The organism is Streptomyces sp. NPDC088785, from assembly GCF_044750685.1.
GTDB lineage: Bacteria > Actinomycetota > Actinomycetes > Streptomycetales > Streptomycetaceae > Streptomyces.
This window is the reverse complement of the sequence record NZ_JBIVKH010000003.1, coordinates 535,644-553,429: the sequence shown is the minus strand read 5'-3', so window position 1 is coordinate 553,429 and position 17,786 is coordinate 535,644. Positions and strand designations below refer to the sequence as shown.

Annotated in this window: 15 protein-coding genes; 9 read left to right on the top strand and 6 right to left on the bottom strand. The window is 73.6% G+C overall.

Annotated elements, in window-relative coordinates:
• Window positions 1-134 precede the first annotated feature (134 nt).
• Window positions 135-1,874 carry a sulfite oxidase gene (locus ACIP5K_RS13140; RefSeq protein ID WP_401408554.1) on the bottom strand — a complete coding sequence of 580 codons (1,740 nt, stop codon included), beginning with the start codon at window positions 1,872-1,874 and terminating at the stop codon, window positions 135-137.
• A 277-nt stretch (window positions 1,875-2,151) separates the two neighbouring features.
• Here ACIP5K_RS13140 and ACIP5K_RS13135 point away from each other — a divergent pair, with 277 nt between their 5' ends.
• The gene (locus ACIP5K_RS13135; protein ID WP_401408552.1) at window positions 2,152-2,433 is read left to right on the top strand and encodes a hypothetical protein; all 282 of its coding nucleotides are present in this window, start codon (window positions 2,152-2,154) and stop codon (window positions 2,431-2,433) included.
• Between the two features lie 187 nt (window positions 2,434-2,620).
• Here ACIP5K_RS13135 and ACIP5K_RS13130 read toward each other — a convergent pair whose 3' ends face one another.
• Together ACIP5K_RS13130 and ACIP5K_RS13125 are read right to left on the bottom strand one after the other, a co-directional pair.
• Window positions 2,621-4,201: a DUF2207 family protein gene (locus ACIP5K_RS13130; protein WP_401408549.1), complete on the bottom strand. Its 1,581-nt coding sequence runs from the start codon at window positions 4,199-4,201 to the stop codon at window positions 2,621-2,623.
• Complete coding sequence (locus tag ACIP5K_RS13125) at window positions 4,198-4,764, bottom strand: LemA family protein (RefSeq protein ID WP_401408546.1); 567 nt, start codon at window positions 4,762-4,764, stop codon at window positions 4,198-4,200. Before ACIP5K_RS13125 ends, ACIP5K_RS13130 begins: the two co-directional genes overlap by 4 nt.
• A gap of 364 nt (window positions 4,765-5,128) precedes the next feature.
• On the opposite strand from ACIP5K_RS13125, the gene ACIP5K_RS13120 reads away from it, so the two are divergent.
• The 4 genes from ACIP5K_RS13120 (at window position 5,129) to ACIP5K_RS13105 (ending at window position 9,001) form a co-directional block, all read left to right on the top strand.
• Window positions 5,129-5,713, top strand: coding sequence for a TMEM165/GDT1 family protein (locus tag ACIP5K_RS13120; protein ID WP_401408544.1), 585 nt, complete (start codon window positions 5,129-5,131; stop codon window positions 5,711-5,713).
• A gap of 161 nt (window positions 5,714-5,874) precedes the next feature.
• On the top strand, window positions 5,875-6,483 hold the full coding sequence (locus ACIP5K_RS13115) for a TetR/AcrR family transcriptional regulator (RefSeq protein WP_401408542.1): 609 nt from the start codon (window positions 5,875-5,877) through the stop codon (window positions 6,481-6,483).
• Entirely contained in the window at window positions 6,480-8,168 is a 1,689-nt protein-coding gene (locus tag ACIP5K_RS13110; RefSeq protein ID WP_401408539.1) for an FAD-binding dehydrogenase, read from the top strand. The genes ACIP5K_RS13115 and ACIP5K_RS13110 overlap by 4 nt, the downstream gene beginning before the upstream one ends.
• Window positions 8,165-9,001, top strand: a complete 837-nt coding sequence (locus ACIP5K_RS13105; RefSeq protein WP_401408536.1) for an SDR family NAD(P)-dependent oxidoreductase — start codon at window positions 8,165-8,167, stop codon at window positions 8,999-9,001. The genes ACIP5K_RS13110 and ACIP5K_RS13105 overlap by 4 nt, the downstream gene beginning before the upstream one ends.
• A 16-nt stretch (window positions 9,002-9,017) precedes the next feature.
• On the opposite strand, the gene ACIP5K_RS13100 is transcribed toward ACIP5K_RS13105, so the two are convergent.
• Together ACIP5K_RS13100 and ACIP5K_RS13095 are read right to left on the bottom strand one after the other, a co-directional pair.
• Window positions 9,018-9,344: a hypothetical protein gene (locus ACIP5K_RS13100; RefSeq protein WP_401408534.1), complete on the bottom strand. Its 327-nt coding sequence runs from the start codon at window positions 9,342-9,344 to the stop codon at window positions 9,018-9,020.
• Window positions 9,334-9,885: an RNA polymerase sigma factor gene (locus ACIP5K_RS13095; protein WP_401408532.1), complete on the bottom strand. Its 552-nt coding sequence runs from the start codon at window positions 9,883-9,885 to the stop codon at window positions 9,334-9,336. Before ACIP5K_RS13095 ends, ACIP5K_RS13100 begins: the two co-directional genes overlap by 11 nt.
• A gap of 134 nt (window positions 9,886-10,019) precedes the next feature.
• Between ACIP5K_RS13095 and ctaD the strand changes: the two genes are divergently transcribed.
• Entirely contained in the window at window positions 10,020-11,648 is a 1,629-nt protein-coding gene (gene ctaD / locus ACIP5K_RS13090) for a cytochrome c oxidase subunit I (protein WP_401408530.1), read from the top strand.
• 23 nt (window positions 11,649-11,671) lie between these two features.
• Window positions 11,672-11,971: a hypothetical protein gene (locus ACIP5K_RS13085; protein ID WP_401408528.1), complete on the top strand. Its 300-nt coding sequence runs from the start codon at window positions 11,672-11,674 to the stop codon at window positions 11,969-11,971.
• Between the two features lie 528 nt (window positions 11,972-12,499).
• Here the strand turns inward: ACIP5K_RS13085 and ACIP5K_RS13080 are convergent.
• Window positions 12,500-14,593: an MMPL family transporter gene (locus tag ACIP5K_RS13080; protein ID WP_401408526.1), complete on the bottom strand. Its 2,094-nt coding sequence runs from the start codon at window positions 14,591-14,593 to the stop codon at window positions 12,500-12,502.
• A 516-nt stretch (window positions 14,594-15,109) separates the two neighbouring features.
• Between ACIP5K_RS13080 and ACIP5K_RS13075 the strand changes: the two genes are divergently transcribed.
• Window positions 15,110-16,906, top strand: a complete 1,797-nt coding sequence (locus ACIP5K_RS13075; RefSeq protein WP_401408524.1) for a prolyl oligopeptidase family serine peptidase — start codon at window positions 15,110-15,112, stop codon at window positions 16,904-16,906.
• Between the two features lie 68 nt (window positions 16,907-16,974).
• A complete protein-coding gene (locus ACIP5K_RS13070) occupies window positions 16,975-17,763 on the top strand; it encodes an SURF1 family protein (protein WP_401408522.1) in 789 nt (262 codons plus the stop codon).
• Window positions 17,764-17,786 lie beyond the last annotated feature (23 nt).

Below are 17,786 nucleotides of genomic sequence, written 5' to 3'. Positions count from 1 at the left end.
CCCTCCGCCCCCCCCCCCCCACCACATCACCCCCCCCCGGGGGGGCCCGCGGGGGGGGGGGGGGCGGGGGGGGGGGGGGGGGCCCGCGCCCCCCCCCCACCCCTCGCACGTGCGCGCCGGCCCGGCGGGCCGGATCAGTCGACGGTGACGACGACGGAGTGCCAGCCGGAGGCGCCGTCGGGGATGGTCGGGGTGCGCTTCTCGGTCTGGGTGCGCCCCGTCCGGTCGGTCGCCCGCACGGTCAGGGTGTGCCCGCCCTTGGCCGCCTGCCAGGGGTAGGACCACTGGCGCCAGGTGTCCCGGGTGTCCTCGGTGGCGAGCCTGGCCTCCTCCCACGGGCCGTCGTCGACGCGCACCTCGACCTTGTCGATGCCGCGGTGTTGGGCCCAGGCCACTCCGGCGACCATCACGGTGCCGGACTTCGGGCGGCCGAACGGCTTCGGGGTGTCGATGCGCGACTCGGTCTTGATGGGCGCGCGGCGGGCCCAGTCCCGCTTGACCCAGTACGAGTCGTAGGCGTCGAAGGTGGTCAGCTCGATGTCCTGGATCCACTTGCAGGCCGACACATAGCCGTAGAGGCCGGGCACGACCATGCGGACGGGGAAGCCGTGCTCGAAGGGCAGCGGCTTGCCGTTCATGCCGAGGGCGAGCATCGCGTCGCGGCCGTCCATCACGTCCTCGACGGGGCTGCCGATGGTCATGCCGTCCACCGAACGCGCCACGAGCTGGTCGGCCGGCCCGCCCCGGGACGGCGGCCGCACTCCGCAGCGCTTGAGCAGGTCGGCCAGGCGGACGCCGATCCAGCGGGCGTTGCCGACGTAGGGGCCGCCGACCTCGTTCGACACGCAGGTGAGGGTGATGTTCCGCTCGATGAGCGGCATCTTCAGCAAGTCGGCGTAGGAGACGGTGAGTTCGCGGTCGACCCCGTCGCCGTGGATGCGCAGCCGCCAGTCGGTCGCGTCGACCTTCGGGACGACCAGCGCGGTGTCCACGCGGTAGAAGTCGCCGTTGGGCGTCATGAACGGGCTGATGTCCTTGACCCGCAGCGCGGCGCCGCGCGGGACCGGGGCCGCCGCCGACGTCGGCGCGGGGATCACCACGGCGTCGCGCGAGGCCACCGCGCCCCGGCCCTGGGAGCTGTTCAGCGCGCGGCCCCCGAGTCCGGCGCCGGTCGAGGCCGCCGCGGCGGCGGTCGCGGCGAGGATGAACCCCCGCCGGTCCCAGCCCTGTCCGCCGTCCGCCGCGGAGCCCGTCCCGGGCGTTGTCGCGGAGTTCGCACCGGGCGTTGTCGCGGGATGCGCGCCGGGGGCTTCCTCGACGTCCGTGGCCGTGGTCGTGGTCGTGCCGGTGGCCGTGGTCGTGGTCGTGGCCGTGCCGGGGGCCGTCGCGGGGGCGGGCGGGGCCGGGCGGGGGCCGAGCCGGCCGACGAGCCAGTACAGCAGCCCCGCGCCGGCGAGGGAGCCGACGACGGACGGCCAGGCGTCGCTGACGCCCGTCGAGTCGGGCCGGCCGGTGGCGGCCAGCGCGCCGACCACGCCGAACGCGAGCACACCCAGCGAGCCGAGCAGCCGCCGGCGCGTGGCGAACGCCCCCAGGACCAGCGCGAGCACGGTCAGGACGGCCAGGATCCCAAGCTGGAGGACGAGTTTGTCGTTGGTGCCGAAGTGCTGGATCGCCCAGTCCTTCACGGCCGGCGGCGTACGGTCGATCGCCGCGCCGCCGACCGCGATGACCGGACCGGACTCGGGCCGCACGGCCGCCGAGACCAGTTCGGCGACGGCGATCGCCGCATAGCCCGCGAGGAGGCCGCTCAGCGCGCCCAGGGAGAGGCGCTTGATGCCGCGCGGTGGTTGGTGTGCTGCGTCATGGTCCATGCGCGGAATCCGTCCTGCCGGGCCCCCCGGATTGGTCGTTCACGCCAACGGGGCAGGAACGGTCTTCCCGGAGCGGTGGCGGCCCGACCGCGCCGGGCGGCCGGAACGCCCCGCCGGACGGCCCCGTTCCGCCGATCGGACGCACCCGCGCCGCGCACGGCCGCCGCGGCCGGTCGTTGGAGTGACGGCGCGCCCGGTGACCAATCCCGGCGGCCCGGATCACCGGATTACCCGGTCCGGGGGGCTTCGCCTCGGCGTCCCACGCGAGAGAGACACCGTGAAACCACACCCTGCGCCCCGCCCCACCCGCGCCTGGCCCCGGCTGCGCCGCACCCCCCGCGACACCCTCGGCGGCGCGCTCGGCGACACGATCGGCGGCGCGCCCGGGGCGCCGCCCGCCGGTGCCCACGGCCATCCCCCGGACCAGCCCCCCGACCGGCCGCACGACGGCCCGCGCACCTCCCCGTACCCGGCCTCGCACGCCGATCCGCCGCCCGGCCTGCGCGCGGCGGTCCTCGCCGCGGTCCGCGAGACCCCGCAGGAGCGCGCGGAGGGCTGAGCGCGCCGGGCCCGGGTCCGGGTCCGGTCGTCAGGCCCGGGTCCAGGTACGGGTACGGGTACGGGTCCAGCCCTCGGCCGGGCCCTGCCGCCGGTGTTCGGCGGCGCCCGGCGCTCGCGCCGACCGCGCCGGGGCCCGGCACCCCGGGGTGCCGGGGTGCCGGGGTGCCGGGGTGCCGCCCGGGTGCCTACGAGGAGTGCGGTCCCGCCGTCGCGGGCTCCGGGCGGTCGCCCTCCCACAGGGCGGCCCGGATCAGTTCCGCGGAGCGGATGGTGCGGGTGCCGCGGGAGACCGTCAGGCGGACCTGGGCGCCGGTCGCGATGCCGCGCGAGGCGGCGGGCAGCGCCCAGGCGCGGGTCAGGTCCGTGACGCCCTCGTCCAGCGCCAGGAAGCGTGCCGCCTTCCGGTCCTTGCGCCACTCCACCCGCAGCACCTCGCCCTCGATCGTGTCGGGCTCGCGCCGCTCCAGGCAGGCCAGGACCAGCAGGTACCCGGCCAGCACGGCGAAGACGGCGATCGCCGCCCACTCGACGGCGAGCGGGCCGTCCTGCGCCGCCGCGTCGACGAACCAGCCGTCGGAGTCGCTCGCGAAGTTGCCGGGCATCATCGCGAGGAACACCAGGAACAGCGTCCAGCGCCGGAACTTCCCGGCCACGATCACGCCGAGCAGCAGGCTGCCCACCCAGCCGGCGCTCAGCACCAGGCCGGGGCGGCGCAGCGTGGAGCCGCTGTGCGCGTCGGCCGTGAGCACCCAGTCGGGCTGGCGCAGCACCGCGAAGGCGCCCAGCGCGGCGGCGACCAGCGCCGCGGCGGCCGCCAGGTGGAGCAGCCGGCCCGCCGAGGCGCCGAAGCCGGGGCGCAGCCGCGGATAGCGGATCCGCACCGGGCGCCAGGTCCCGCCGTACGAGGACCAGACGCGGCGCCGGTCACCGGCGTCGAAGCCGAGGAGGCGGCCGGCGAGGCTGGTGACGCCGAGCGCGGTGCCGAACGCGAGGTAGCGGTCCCAGACGGTGACGGCGGCGGGCGGCAGCCGGCCGAAGTCCTCGTGCCCGGCCAGCCAGGCGCGCAGTCCGGCCCAGTGTCCGGCCCGCTCCAGGCCGCGCGGTGTCGCGCGCTCCCCCAGCGCCTTGGCGAGCAGCCAGCACAGCGCGGAGACGGGGGCCGCGCCGACCACGAACGCGGCGCGCACGCCGTGCTCGCCCATGATCGCGGCCAGCGAGAACAGGGCGCCGGGGACGAAGGCGAGGAGCAGCAGCAGCGAGGCGAGCCACGGCGCGAACCGGGAGCGGGACAGGCCGCGCAGCCGGGCCTCGGCGACGATGTCCTTGCGCAGTTCGGTGTGGAAGGCGGCGGCGCGCTTGGCGTCGCGGAAGGCGATGGCCCCGATGGGGGCGCCGCCCTCGGTGGTGCGGCTGACCACGCGCTCCAGGACGCGCCGCTCGTAGGACGGCAGGTCCTGCGCGGTGCGGCCGGCCTCCGTGACGTGCACGGTGGTCGCCAGCGGGTCGTCGGCGGGCTGGCGCAGCTCCAGGAGGCCGCGGGCGGCCAGGTCGAGCAGGGTGGCCGCGGCGGCGTACTCGACGCCCCGCCAGTTGCCGGCGAGGAGGCTGACGACGGCCGGCGGCTCCGGGTCGGGCCCGAACTCCTGGGTCGCGGGGCCCGGGGTGACCGTGCCGTTGCGGGTGACGAGCAGCGAGAGGCCGAAGAGGGCCAGCCAGAGCGCGATCAGGGCGGCGCCGCCCCAGTAGAGCTGTTCGATGTGGCTCATGCGAAGCGCACCTGGACGGCTTCCTGGGGTGCGCCGGCGGCCTCGAAGTACTCGCGCCGGCCGTGGCCGCCGCCGAGGCCCGACACGATGTTGCCGGGGAAGCCCTCCAGGGCGGTGTGGTAGCTCTGCACGGCGCTGTTGTAGAACTGCCGGGCGTAGGCGATCTTGTCCTCGGCGGTCCTCAACTCGGCCTGCACGGTGGCGAAGTGCTGGTCCGCCTTCAGGTCGGGGTAGCTCTCGCCGAGCGCGAGGAGCCGGCCGAGCGACGCGGTGAGCGCGTCCTCGGCGGCCGCCCGGTCGGTGACCCCGAGGCCGCCGCTCACGGCGGCTCCGCGCGCGGCGGTGACCGCCTCGAAGGTGGCCCTCTCGTGGGCGGCGTATCCGCGGGCCCCCTCGACGAGGTTCGGGATCAGCTCGTGCCGCCGCTTCAGCTGCACGTCGATCTGCGCCCATGACGCCTGTGTCTGGTTGCGCAGCCGGATCAGCCGGTTGTAGGTCCGTACGACCCACCACACGGCCACCACGACCAGTACCACCACGACAGCACCTGCGATGACACCCATCGGCGTCTCCCCCATACCCCTGAAAAGTCCGGCCCCCCTGGCCGATCGACGCGCATCTTAATCGGAAAGTGCGAATACCAGTTCCTTTTATCGGGCCGGGCCGGGCCGCATGCGCCCGCACCCCGGCGCGGGCGCATGTACCCTGGTGGGAGCAAGCGAAGGGGAGTAGCCCCGCGAACCGGTCGTCGACACACTGGAACCCCCGGGTTCCCGGTGGCCGGGCCCGCGCCGACACGGCCGGGTGGGCGAGACCTTCGATCAGGCTGACGCGTATCCGAATCCGTTTACGCCGTCGCCGGGTCGAGTGGTCCCCCGCAGCGGGTGGGTTCACGGGTCCGGCCGCGGCTCGTACAGAGAGACCCCGATGCATCTCGATCCCCTGGCGCTCATCACCGCCTTCGGCCTGATCTTCCTGGCCGAGCTCCCGGACAAGACCATGTTCGCCTCGCTGGCCATGGGCACCCGGATGAAGCCGATCTACGTGTGGTTCGGCACCTCCGCGGCGTTCGCCGTGCACGTCGCCATCGCGGTCGGCGCCGGTTCGCTGCTGGGCCTGCTGCCCGGCTGGAGCGTGAAGCTGGTCTCCGGCCTGATGTTCCTGTTCGGCGCCTTCATGCTGCTGCGCGGCGGGGACGACGAGGACGGGGAGGACGAGGCGGGCGCGAAGACCGTCACCGGTTTCTGGCCGGTGTTCGGCACCGCGTTCATGGCCGTGTTCATCGGCGAGTGGGGCGACCTGACCCAGATCACCACCGCCAACCTGGCCGCCACGAACGGCACCCTGCCGACCGCCATCGGCTCGTTCCTCGCGCTGATCTCGGTCTCCGGTCTCGCGCTGATCGCGGGCCGGTTCATCGCCAAGCGGGTGCCGCTGAAGACGGTGCAGCGCGTGGGCGGCGTCTGCATGCTCGTCCTCGCCGTGTGGTCCTTCGTGGAGATCTTCGCCTGAGCCCGGCGCCCGCGCGGGCGTCCGACCCTTGTGGATACAGGAACGTATCGAATACGTTCCTGTATCCATTGGTGTTTTCGAATGGTGTTTCGAGTGGTGTTTCGAGCGGCGTTCCGCGTCCCGGCACGGGCCGTCGCGCGGGCGCGCGGAGCGAGGTGGCCGTGGACGGCACAGTGACCAGGCGCCGCGCGCGCACGCGGCAGCGCCTGCTCGCGGCCGCGTTCGAGGTGTTCGCCGAGGAGGGCTTCGGCCGCTCCACGGTCGAGCAGGTCTGTGAGCGGGCCGGCTTCACGCGCGGCGCCTTCTACTCGAACTTCTCGTCCCTCGACGAACTGTTCCTGGCCCTGTGGGAGGAACGGTCGGCGCGGATGCTCGACGACGTACGGGCCGCGCTCGCCGGCCTCGACCCGGCCGATCCCGAGGCGGCCGTGCGCGCGGCCATCGAGGCGACCCCGGTGGACGACGCCTGGTACCGGATCACCGCCGAGTTCACGGCGCACGCCCTGCGCAATCCGGGCCTGCGGCGGGTGATGGCCGCCCGCGAGGAGGCCATCCGGGAGGCCGTGCTGCCGGTGCTCGTGGCCGCGCTCGCCCAGCTGGGACGCCGGGTCACCGACCGGCGGGCCCTGGGCGACGCGCTCGTCGCCGTGCACGACGGGACCGCCGTGCAGGTGCTGCTGCACCCCGGCGACGACGCCGTGCGCGACCGCAGGCACGCCCTGTTCATGAACGTACTGACCGCCTACAGCACCCCCTTGGAGAGCGCATGAGTGAGCGCACGAGTGAGCGCACGAGTGACACCGACGCCGATGTCATCGTCGTGGGAGCCGGGCTCGCCGGGCTCGTCGCCACGTACGAACTCACCCGCGCGGGCAAGCGCGTCGTGCTCGTCGACCAGGAGAACGCCGCCAACCTGGGCGGGCAGGCCTTCTGGTCGCTGGGCGGGCTGTTCCTCGTGGACAGCCCCGAGCAGCGGCGCATGGGCATCAAGGACTCCTATGAGCTGGCCCTCGCCGACTGGCTGGGCTCGGCCGGCTTCGACCGGGAGACCGAGGACCGGTGGCCGCGCAAGTGGGCCGAGGCGTACGTGCGGTTCGCGGCCGGGGAGAAGCGGGAGTACCTGTACGGGCTCGGCCTGAAGGTCACCCCGAACGTCGGCTGGGCCGAGCGCGGTTCCGGCACCGCGACCGGGCACGGCAACTCCGTGCCCCGCTTCCACCTCACGTGGGGCACGGGCCCCGAGGTCGTCCGGGTGTTCCGGGAGCCGGTCCTGGCGGCGGCCGCGCGCGGTCTGGTCACCTTCCGGCACCGGCACCGGGTGGACGGGTTGATCGTCGAGGACGGCGCGGCCGTCGGCGTGCGCGGATCGCTGCTCGCGCCGTCCGACGAGCCGCGCGGCGTCGCCTCCTCCCGGGAGAGCGTCGGCGACTTCGAGCTGCGGGCCCGCGCCGTCGTCGTCACCTCGGGCGGCATCGGCGGCAACCACGACCTGGTCCGCGAGAACTGGCCGGCCGACCGGGTCGGCCCGGCGCCCGCGTCGATGGTCACCGGCGTGCCCGCGTACGTCGACGGACGGATGATCGGCATCACCGAGGAGGCCGGGGCCTCCGTCGTCAACCGCGACCGCATGTGGCACTACACGGAGGGCCTGAAGAACTGGGACCCGGTCTGGCCCGGCCACGGCATCCGGATCATTCCCGGCCCGTCGTCGCTGTGGCTCGACGCCACCGGCAAGCGGCTGCCCGCACCGCTGTTCCCCGGACACGACACGCTCGCCACGCTCCGGCACATCACCGCGACCGGCTACGACCACACGTGGTTCATCCTCACCCGCGCCATCGTCGAGAAGGAGTTCGCGCTCTCCGGCAGCGAGCAGAACCCGGACCTCACCGGCAAGGACATGAAGCTGGTCCTCCAGCGGGTGAAGAAGGGCGCGCCCGGCCCCGTCCAGGCGTTCCTCGACAAGGGCGAGGACTTCGTCGTCCGCCGCAACCTCAAGGACCTGGTCGCCGGGATGAACGAGCTGACACCGGACACGCCCGTCGACCACGAGCAGGTCGAACGGGAGATCGTGGCCCGCGACCGGGAGGTCCGCAACGGGTACAGCAAGGACCTCCAGCTGATGGCCGTCCGCAACGCCCGCTCCTACCTGCCCGACCGCATCACGCGCGTCGCGAAGCCGCACCGGCTGCTCGACCCGGTGCAGGGCCCGCTGATCGCCGTACGGCTGCACGTGCTGACCCGCAAGACGCTGGGCGGCCTGGAGACGAACCTCGATTCGCAGGTCGTGCGCGGGGACGGCTCCGTGTTCGAGGGGCTGTACGCGGCCGGGGAGGTCGCCGGGTTCGGCGGCGGCGGCGTGCACGGGTACAACGCGCTCGAAGGCACCTTCCTCGGCGGCTGCATCTTCTCCGGGCGGGCCGCCGGGCGGGCGCTGGCCCGGAGCCTCGCGTGACGGGGAACGCGACGGGGAACGTGCCGGGGGACGTGCCGGGGAAGGGCACGGCGCTCGTGACGGGCGCCTCGTCGGGGATCGGGGCGGCCGTCGCGGCGGCGCTGGTCGCCCGCGGGTACCGGGTGTACGGCACCAGCCGGGACCCGGAGCGGGTCGCCTCGCCCGTCCCCGGGGTCACCTACCTCGCGCTCGACCTCTCGGACGAGGCGGGCGTCGAGGCGTGCGCGGCGGCCGCCGGTGAGGTGGACGTCCTCGTGAACAACGCCGGTGAATCGCAGAGCGGCCCGTTCGAGGAACTGCCCATGGACGCGGTGCGGCGGCTGTTCGAGCTGAACGTGTTCGGGGCCGTGCGGCTCAGCCAGCTGGTGCTGCCCGGGATGCGGGAGCGGCGGCGCGGGCGGGTGGTGATGGTCGGTTCGATGCTGGCCAGCTTCCCGCTGGCGTACCGGTCGTCGTACGTCGCGTCGAAGGCCGCGATCAAGGGGTTCGCGCTCGCCGCGCGGCGGGAGTACGCGCCGTACGGGGTCGGCGTCACGACCGTCGAACCCGGGTCGATCGCCACCGGGATCAGTGCGCGGCGCACCCAGTACGTGGCGGCGGACTCGCCGTTCCGGGGCGCCTACGACACCATGCTGGCCGCGCTCGACCGCAACGAGGCGAACGGGATCCCGGCCGCGAAGGTCGCCGCGAAGGTCGTCGCCGCCGTGGAGTCGGCACGGCCCCGGCCGCTGTACGCGGTGGGCAGCAACGCGCCCGTCGTCTTCGCGCTGCGCAGGGTGCTGCCGCGCGGGGTGTCCGAGCGGATGGTGGCGCGGCGGCACGGCCTGACCTGACACCCCCGGCCCCCGCTCAGGGGCGCGGGGAGCCGTGCGGCCCGCCCTCCACCGCGCTGCCGGGGGACGTCGTCGCCGGGGCCGCCGGGGTCGCCGGGGCCGCCGGGGCCGCCGATGCCTCCGCCGCGGCCGCGCAGGAGAAACCCAGGACGAGCAGCGCGGCGACGGCGCACACGGCGGCCTCGGCGCGCAGCACGAGGCTGCGCCGCACGCTGCGGCCGCGGTGCAGCAGCCGGTTCAGGGAGCGTTCGGCGGTGTGGTGCAGCGGGCGGGCGTCGGCGTAGCGCGGGTCGTCGGCGGGCACCGGATTGGCGGCGCGCAGCAGGGCCAGTTCATCGGTCATGGGGGTGGTCTCCCGCGGTCACGGTCATGTTCATCCGGTCGATTTCCGCGCGCAGCCGACGGCGCGCGCGGTGCAGCCGCATCGCGGCGGCGCCCCGGCCGCACTCCAGGGCGACGGCGAGTTCGTCGACGCCCAGCTCCTCCCAGGTCGTCAGGCGCAGGGTCTCCTGGTCGGCGGGGTTCAGCCGGGCCAGGGCCTCGTGGACCCAGGCGCCGGGCTCGTCGGCGTCGGGGCCCGCGACGACCTGCCGGTGCTGGGCCCGTTCGTGGTGGCCGATGCGGTCGAGGAGGCGGCGTCTGCGGCCCAGCCCGCGCACGGTGTTGGCGAGGCAGTTGCGGGCGACGGCGTACAGCCAGGGCAGCGGCGTCTCGGGCGGCAGCTCCGCGCGGCGCCGCCACGCTATGGAGAAGACGTCGGCGACGACCTCCTCGACCTCGTGCGCGGCCCCCGGGTCCAGGCGGCGCGCGACGAAGCGGCTGACCGCCCAGTAGTGCGCGCGGTAGGCCGCCGCGAAGGCGTCGTCCGTCGTGCTGCCGCTCATGTCCGTACCCGTGGTGCGTCCGTGCTCATGAACCGTAGGTGTCCGGCTCCGCCCCGATGTTCACAGGCGCGGTGTGTGATCTTCCGGGCGGGGTGCGCGGTGATGTGCGGGGCCGGTCCGGACACGTACCGGGCATGAGACGCAGGAGAGGGACGAAGGGGTTCACCGCGGTGCGGTGGCTCACCACCACGGACCACAAGACCATCGGCACGCTGTACCTCGGCACGGCGTTCGGGTTCTTCTGCCTGGCCGGGGTGCTCGCGCTGTTCATGCGGGCCGAACTGGCCAGGCCCGGCACCCAGATCATGTCGAACGAGCAGTTCAACCAGGCGTTCACGATGCACGGCACGATCATGCTGCTGATGTTCGCGACGCCGCTGTTCGCCGGGTTCGCGAACTGGATCATGCCGTTGCAGATCGGGGCGGCCGACGTGGCGTTCCCGCGGCTGAACATGTTCGCGTACTGGCTGTACCTGCTGGGTTCGCTGGTCGCGGTGGGCGGGTTCCTGACGCCTCAGGGGGCGGCGGACTTCGGGTGGTTCGCGTACGCGCCGCTGTCCGACGCGGTGCGCTCGCCGGGCGTCGGCGCCGACCTGTGGATCATGGGGCTCGCCCTGTCCGGCTTCGGCACGATCCTCGGCGCGGTCAACTTCATCACGACGATCGTGTGCCTGCGCGCGCCCGGCATGACGATGTTCCGGCTGCCGGTCTTCACCTGGAACGTGCTGCTGACGGGCGTCCTCGTCCTGCTCGCCTTCCCGGTCCTCGCGGCCGCGCTGTTCGCCCTGGAGGCCGACCGGAAGTTCGGCGGGCACGTCTTCGACGCGGCGAACGGGGGCGCGCTGCTGTGGCAGCACCTGTTCTGGTTCTTCGGGCATCCGGAGGTGTACATCATCGCCCTGCCGTTCTTCGGGATCATCTCGGAGGTGATCCCGGTGTTCAGCCGCAAGCCGATATTCGGCTACCAGGGCCTGGTGGGCGCCACCATCGCGATCGCCGGTCTGTCGGTGACGGTGTGGGCGCACCACATGTACGTGACCGGTGGGGTGCTGCTCCCCTTCTTCTCCTTCATGACGTTCCTGATCGCCGTGCCGACGGGCGTGAAGTTCTTCAACTGGATCGGCACCATGTGGCAGGGCTCGCTGTCGTTCGAGACGCCGATGCTCTACGCGATGGGGTTCCTGATCACCTTCGCGTTCGGCGGCCTGACCGGGGTGGTCCTGGCGGCGCCGCCGCTGGACTTCCACGTCGGCGAGACGTACTTCGTGGTGGCCCACTTCCACTACGTCGTCTTCGGCACCGTCGTCTTCGCGATGTTCGCCGGATTCCACTTCTGGTGGCCGAAGTTCACCGGGAAGATGCTCGACGAGCGGCTCGGGAAGGTGACGTTCTGGACGCTGTTCGTGGGCTTCCACGGGACGTTCCTGGTGCAGCACTGGCTGGGGGCGCGGGGGATGCTGCGGCGGGTGCCGGACTATCTGGCGGTGGAGGGGCTGACCGGGCTGAACACCGTCTCGACGATCTTCTCGTTCGTGCTGGGCCTCTCCTTCCTGCCGTTCCTCTACAACGTGTGGCGGACCGCGCAGTACGGGGAGCCGGTCGGGGTCGACGATCCGTGGGGGTACGGGCGTTCGCTGGAGTGGGCGACGTCGTGCCCGCCGCCGCGGCACAACTTCGTCGCGCTGCCGCGGATCCGGTCGGAGTCGCCGGCGTTCGACGCCGCCGAGGAGGCGCGGGGCGCGCTGGTGCGGGGTGCGGTGTGATCCGGGAGATCGAGGGGTTCTTGATGGTGGAGGCCGCGCGGGCCGAGGGGCGGGTGGCCGCGCGGCGCTTCACCGAGCGGGTGCCGTGGCTGACGGAGACGCAGGCCGAGGAGGTACGGGGGGTCTATGCCGAGGCGTATGTGGGGTTGCGGGAGGAGGTGTGGCGGGATGCCGTGGGGCGGGCCGGGGTGTTGCGGGACGAGTACGCGGAGCGGTACCGGGTGTTGCGGGGGCGGTTGGTGGCCGCCGCCTGGTTCATCGGGGTCGGCTCCGCCGGCGTCACGGGCATAGTGATCAAAATCCTGAGCAGCACCCCCTCGTGACGCCTGAGCCGAGTGACGGCTGACCGCGCAGTTCCCGCGCCCCTGGGCCGTCGTTTACGCGCGCCACCGTCGTGGCTGGTCGCGCAGTTCCCCGCGCCCCTAGGACCGTCGCCCACTGACGGCCGGTGGCCGCTTCTCGCGCAGTTCCCCGCGCCCCTGAGATGCGCACTGCGTGCGGCATCTCATCAAGAGCGGCCCACCGGCCCGCCCCCCCAAAGGAGAGGCGCACGCGAGCGCGCAGCCTCAGCCAGGAGAGGCGCACAGAGCGCAGCCTCAGGCAGGAGAAGCCCACGGAGCGCAGCCTCAGGCAGTAGAGGCGCGCGGAGCTCAGCCTCAGGGGGAGGCTGCGCGCAGCGCATGCCTCAGGGGCGCGGGGAACTGCGCGACCAGGCCCCACCCGCCCGCGGACGACATACGACCCAGGGGCGCGGGGAACTGCGCGCGGCCAGCCACCGCCGGGCCGCGGACGACGAACCGCCCAGGGGCGCGGGGAACCGCGCGATCAGCCCCCACCGGGGCGGCGGCGGGTCAGCGGTTGCTGTGGCCCGGCCACCAGGCCGCGCGGCCGATCAGCGCCGTCAGGGCCGGAGTGAACACCATGGCCATCACGAACGCGGCGATGACGATGCCGAACGACAGCGCGAACCCCATCTGGGAGAGCGTCGAGTTCCCGGCCAGCATCAGCGTGGCGAAGGTACCGGCCAGGATGACGCCCGCCGAGGCGATCGTCGGCCCGGAATGCCGCACGGCGGTACCGGCGGCGTCATGCGGCCCCCGCCCCTCACGGGCCTCCTCCCGCAGCCGCGACACCATCAGGATGTTGTAGTCGGTGCCGAGCGCCACCACGAACAAGTACATGATCACGGGGAGCATGAACATCAGCCCGGGCTGACTGCCGATCTGCGTGAACAGGAACGACGTGGCACCCAGCGTCGCGCCGAACCCGAGCGCCACCGACAGCATCAGGTACCACGGTGCGACGAGGCTGCGCAGCAGCAGCCCGAGGATGACCATGATGCAGAGCGCGGCGACGGGGAAGACCACGGAGTAGTCCCGGTCGACGGCCTTGTTGATGTCGACATACACGGCGGTGATGCCGCCGACCAGGGCCCGGGTCCCGGCCGGCGCGCTCGCGTGGGCGGCGGGCCGCAGGTCGTCCCGGAGAGTGGCCATGGCGGCGTCGGAGGCCGGCGGGTCGTCGAGGATCACGCTGTAGGACGCGGCGGTGCCGTCGGTGCTGCGGGCGGCGGCGCCCACGGTGCCGACGCCGTCGACGGTGGACAGGCGCTCGCGGAAGGCGGCGGTCTGCGCCGCCGTGAGCGGCCGGTCCGTGTCCGACGTCAGATAGACGCTGGTGGGGTCGGTGGTGCCCGCGGGGAAGCCCTTCTCCAGGTCCTTCAGGGCGACCATGGACTCCTTGGTCTTGGGCAGCGACGACGTGGAGAGGTCGAAGTTGGCCCGGTAGCCGAGGGCGCCGAGCGCCAGGACGGCCATGACGAGCGCGGAGCCCAGCGCCCACACGGCGGGCCGCCGCCCGATCGCCGCGCCGAGCTTCGCGAAGCCCGTACCGGTCGGCTCCCGCCGCCACGACGTGGACGGCCAGAACACCTTCGTACCGAGCAGCGAGACGACCGCGGGGACCAGCGTCAGGCCCGCGCACAGCGTGACGAAGACGGCGATGGCGAGCGCCGGGCCCATCGACTTGAGCATGCCGAGGGTGGACAGGGAGAGCGCGGCGAAGGCGACGATGACCGCTCCGGCGGCCGAGGTGATGGCCTCGCCGACCCGTTCCACGGCGTGCACCATGCCCGATCTCGGGTCCTCGCCCGCGCGCAGCGCCTCCCGGTAGCGGAACAGCAGGAACAGGATGTAGTCGGTGCCGACGCCGAACAGGACGACGGTGAGCAACTCCTGGATGGAGGAGTCCGCCTTCATGTCGAACGCCTTGTTGGCGGAGGCGATCAGGCCGGTCGCGAGCGGCGAGATGAGGCCGATCAGGACGACCGGGAGCAGCGCGATGATCGGGCTGCGGAAGATCAGCAGGAGCAGCACGACGATGATGACGACGGTGCCGACGCCGACCAGCAGGCCCGCCCGCTCGGACGCCTCGGACTCGTCGAGCGCGGTGGCGGCCGACCCGGTGATCCCGGCGCGCAGGTCGGTGCCGTCGATCTGCTGCCGGAGGTCGCCGCGCAGGGTTTTCACGGCGTCCTGCTCGGACGTGTCCGACGGGTCGGTGATCTTCGGCATGGCGACCACGGAGGTCTGCACGAGCCCGTTCGGGGAGGGCTTGCCGGGGACGACGGCGTCGACCTCGGGGATGTCCTCGGCGGCCAGCCGCCGGGACACGCGGACGATGTCGGCGGAGTCGGCGGCGGTCAGCCGCTCGCCGTCGGAGCGCCGGAAGACGATGACGGCCCCGATGTTCTGCTGCTTGGGGAACTCCGTCTCCTGGACGTCGGCCGCCTTGATCGACTCGTAGGAGCCGGGCAGGAAGCTCGCCTCGTCCGAGCTGGAGGTCAGCTTCGGCGCCAGTGAGATCACCGCCGCCGCGACCACGACCCAGCCGAGGATGACCCACCAGGGCCTGCGGACCACGAACCGTCCCAGAGCTGCGAACATCGCTCACCGTCTCCCGTCACGCCGCCCCCGGATGCCCCGTCAGCCTCACCCGGACGGGCCGGGCCTGCCACTCGGGGACGGCGCCCAAAGGTCCGTCGGACAGATATATGCGCGAGGTATTCCGCGATGCGGCGCAAAGGCGTAGATTCCCCTCAACGTCGTCCTCCATGGGACAAGCGGATGAACTGCGTCGGCGCTGTTCATCCTCTCCCCCTCCCGTGTCCGGCCGACGGACGGCAGGCGTGCAGCACAGGGGGCCACCTGCGAGGCGGACCCGGCCGCTCCCCTCGGACGCACCATCCGGCCGGGTCTCGCCGCCTCTGTCGCACGACATGTCCAGCCGCACGACGCGTCCAGCCGCACGACCGAGCCGACGGGACCCGCCCGCGCCTCGCCGGGCGCCCCAAGGGCCGCTCCCCTTCTCTGCTTCTCCGCGGACGAGGGGCCGCCCCGGCGTTGTCCACAGGCTGTGGGGCCCGTCGGCGCCATGTCGGTGCGGGCGGGCACTATGGGGCCATGAGTGACAGCAACGGGACCATGCCCGACTGGGAGAAGCGCTTCCGGGCGCCGCGCGTGTCCCTGCCCGACTGGGCCGAGGACGCCCCGGACCGCTCCCTGTTCGTGTCGAACGCGACGGGGACGTACGAGCTGTACGCCTGGGACAGAGCCACGGACACCCAGCGCCAGGCGACGGACCGGGCGAACGGGACGACGGACGGGGTGCTCTCCCCCGACGGCGAGTGGATCTGGTGGTTCAGCGACAAGGACGGCGACGAGTTCGGCCGCTGGCTGCGCCAGCGCTTCGGCGGCGGCCCGGACACCGAGGCCGTACCGGGCCTCGCCCCCTCGTACCCGGCGGGGCTCGCCCTCGGCCGCGACGGGCGCACGGCGGTCGTCGGCCGGTCCACGGACGAGGACGGCACGACCATCCACGTCGTCGGGCCCGCGTCCGACGAGCCGGTCGAGATCTACCGCCACCGCGAGTCGGCGGGCGTCGGCGACCTGAGCCACGACGGCACGCTCATCGCGATCGAGCACACCGAGCACGGCGACGCGATGCACTCCGCGCTGCGCGTCGTCCGGCTCGACGGCTCGACCGTCGCGGAGCTGGACGACACCCGGGGCGGCGCGGAGGAGCTGGGCCTCGAAGTGCTCGGCTTCGCCCCCGTCGCGGGCGACACCCGGCTGCTCGTCGGGCACCAGCGGCGCGGCCGCTGGGAGCCGATGGTGTGGGACATCGCCGCCGGCACCCAGACCGACCTCGCCCTCGACCTGCCGGGCGACGTGTCGGCGGAGTGGTACCCGGACGGCTCGGCCCTGCTGATCGCCCACGAGTTCGAGGCCCGCGGCGACCTGTGGCGGTACGCGTTCGCGACGGGCGGGCTGACGAAGGTCGACACCCCGCCCGGCACCGTCTCCGGCGCCACCGTCCGGCCCGACGACAGCGTCGAGTACCTGTGGTCGTCGGCCGCCGAACCGCCGGTGGTCCGCTCCACGACGGGCGCGGTCGTCCTCGACCCGCCCGGCATGCGCGCCCCCGCCTCCGTCCCCGTCGAGGACGTCTGGGTGGAGGGCCCCGCGGGCCGCATCCACGCCCTCGTGCAGAAGCCGGCCGGGGCGAGCGGGCCGCTGCCCACCGTCTTCGAGATCCACGGCGGCCCCACCTGGCACGACTCGGACTCCTTCGCGGCGGGCCCGGCGGCCTGGGTCGACCACGGGTACGCGGTGGTCCGGGTCAACTACCGCGGCTCGACCGGTTACGGCCGGGAGTGGACCGACGCCCTCAAGCACCGGGTCGGCCTGATCGAGCTGGAGGACATCGCGGCCGTGCGCGCGTGGGCGGTCGGCTCCGGGCTCGCCGACCCCGACCGGCTCGTCCTGGCCGGCGGCTCCTGGGGCGGCTATCTGACCCTGCTCGGCCTCGGCACCCAGCCGGGCGCCTGGACGGTGGGCCTCGCGGCGGTCCCGGTCGCCGACTACGTCACGGCGTACGAGGACGAGATGGAGGCCCTCAAGGCCCTCGACCGGACCCTCTTCGGCGGGGCGCCCGACGAGGTCCCGGAGCGTTTCACGGCGTCGTCCCCGATCACGTACGTCGACGAGGTGCGGGCCCCGGTCTACCTCTCGGCCGGGCTCAACGACCCGCGCTGCCCCATCCGCCAGATCGACCGCTACGTGGACCGGCTCGCGGCCCGCGACGCCGTGCACGAGGTGTACCGGTACGACGCCGGGCACGGCTCGCTGGTCGTCGACGAGCGCATCAAGCAGGTCGCGCTCGAACTGGACTTCGCGAGGCGCCACTTGCCGGGCTGAGCCGCCCGGCCCGGCCGGTGCGGGGGCCGCGGGACGTGCCTTTACATCGGACCCGTACCGTAGAAGGCGTGTACCGGTTCCTGCTGACCCCCCGCTGGCTGGGCATCCACCTCTTCGTGCTGCTCGCCATCCCGTTCTGCCTGTACATGGGCTCGTGGCAGCTCGGCCGCTTCGAGGGCCGGATGGACAACCACCGGACCGCGCAGGAGCAGACGCGGACGAACCGGACGGCGGCGGCCGAGCCGCTCGCCGCGCTGCTGCCGGTCTCCACCGACACCTCCGGCAAGCGCGCCACCGCGACCGGCCGGTACGGCAAGCAGCTCCTCGTCCCGAACCGCGACGTCGGCGGCCGGACCGGCTTCTACGTCGTGACGCTGCTCAAGGTCGACGGCACCGGCAAGGCGCTCCCGGTCGTCCGCGGCTGGCTGCCGGGCCGCGCCTCGGCCGCCGAGGCGCCCGCCCCGCCCCGGGGCGAGGTCACGGTGACCGGCCCGCTCCAGGCCTCGGAGTCCCAGGGGTCGAACGGGGTGACGGCCGCCGGCGGCCTGCCCGCCGGCCAGGTCGGCATGATCAGCGCCGCGTCGCTGGTGAACCTGGTGCCGTACGACGTGTACGACGCCTGGGTCACGCTCGACAGGGCCGACGGGTCGATGACGCCGGTCCCGGCCACGACCGCGCAGGGCAGCGGCCTGGACCTGAAGGCGTTCCAGAACCTCGGCTACACCGGCGAGTGGTTCGTCTTCGCCGGGTTCGTGGTGTTCATGTGGTTCCGCCTGGTTCGCCGCGAGGCCGAGACCCTCAGGGACGCCGAGCTGGGCCTGGGCACCCCCGACGGACAGGACGCCGCGCGGGCCTAGGACCTGGCTGCGGGCCGCCGGCC

Coding starts and splice junctions, on each gene's coding strand:
- ACIP5K_RS13140 (WP_401408554.1), bottom strand. CDS start 1,874: ATGGACCATGACGCAGCACACCAACCACCGCGCGGCATCAAGCGCCTC.
- ACIP5K_RS13130 (WP_401408549.1), bottom strand. CDS start 4,201: ATGAGCCACATCGAACAGCTCTACTGGGGCGGCGCCGCCCTGATCGCG.
- ACIP5K_RS13125 (WP_401408546.1), bottom strand. CDS start 4,764: ATGGGTGTCATCGCAGGTGCTGTCGTGGTGGTACTGGTCGTGGTGGCC.
- ACIP5K_RS13120 (WP_401408544.1), top strand. CDS start 5,129: ATGCATCTCGATCCCCTGGCGCTCATCACCGCCTTCGGCCTGATCTTC.
- ACIP5K_RS13110 (WP_401408539.1), top strand. CDS start 6,480: ATGAGTGAGCGCACGAGTGAGCGCACGAGTGACACCGACGCCGATGTC.
- ACIP5K_RS13100 (WP_401408534.1), bottom strand. CDS start 9,344: ATGACCGATGAACTGGCCCTGCTGCGCGCCGCCAATCCGGTGCCCGCC.
- ACIP5K_RS13095 (WP_401408532.1), bottom strand. CDS start 9,885: ATGAGCGGCAGCACGACGGACGACGCCTTCGCGGCGGCCTACCGCGCG.
- ctaD (WP_401408530.1), top strand. CDS start 10,020: ATGAGACGCAGGAGAGGGACGAAGGGGTTCACCGCGGTGCGGTGGCTC.
- ACIP5K_RS13085 (WP_401408528.1), top strand. CDS start 11,672: ATGGTGGAGGCCGCGCGGGCCGAGGGGCGGGTGGCCGCGCGGCGCTTC.
- ACIP5K_RS13080 (WP_401408526.1), bottom strand. CDS start 14,593: ATGTTCGCAGCTCTGGGACGGTTCGTGGTCCGCAGGCCCTGGTGGGTC.
- ACIP5K_RS13075 (WP_401408524.1), top strand. CDS start 15,110: ATGAGTGACAGCAACGGGACCATGCCCGACTGGGAGAAGCGCTTCCGG.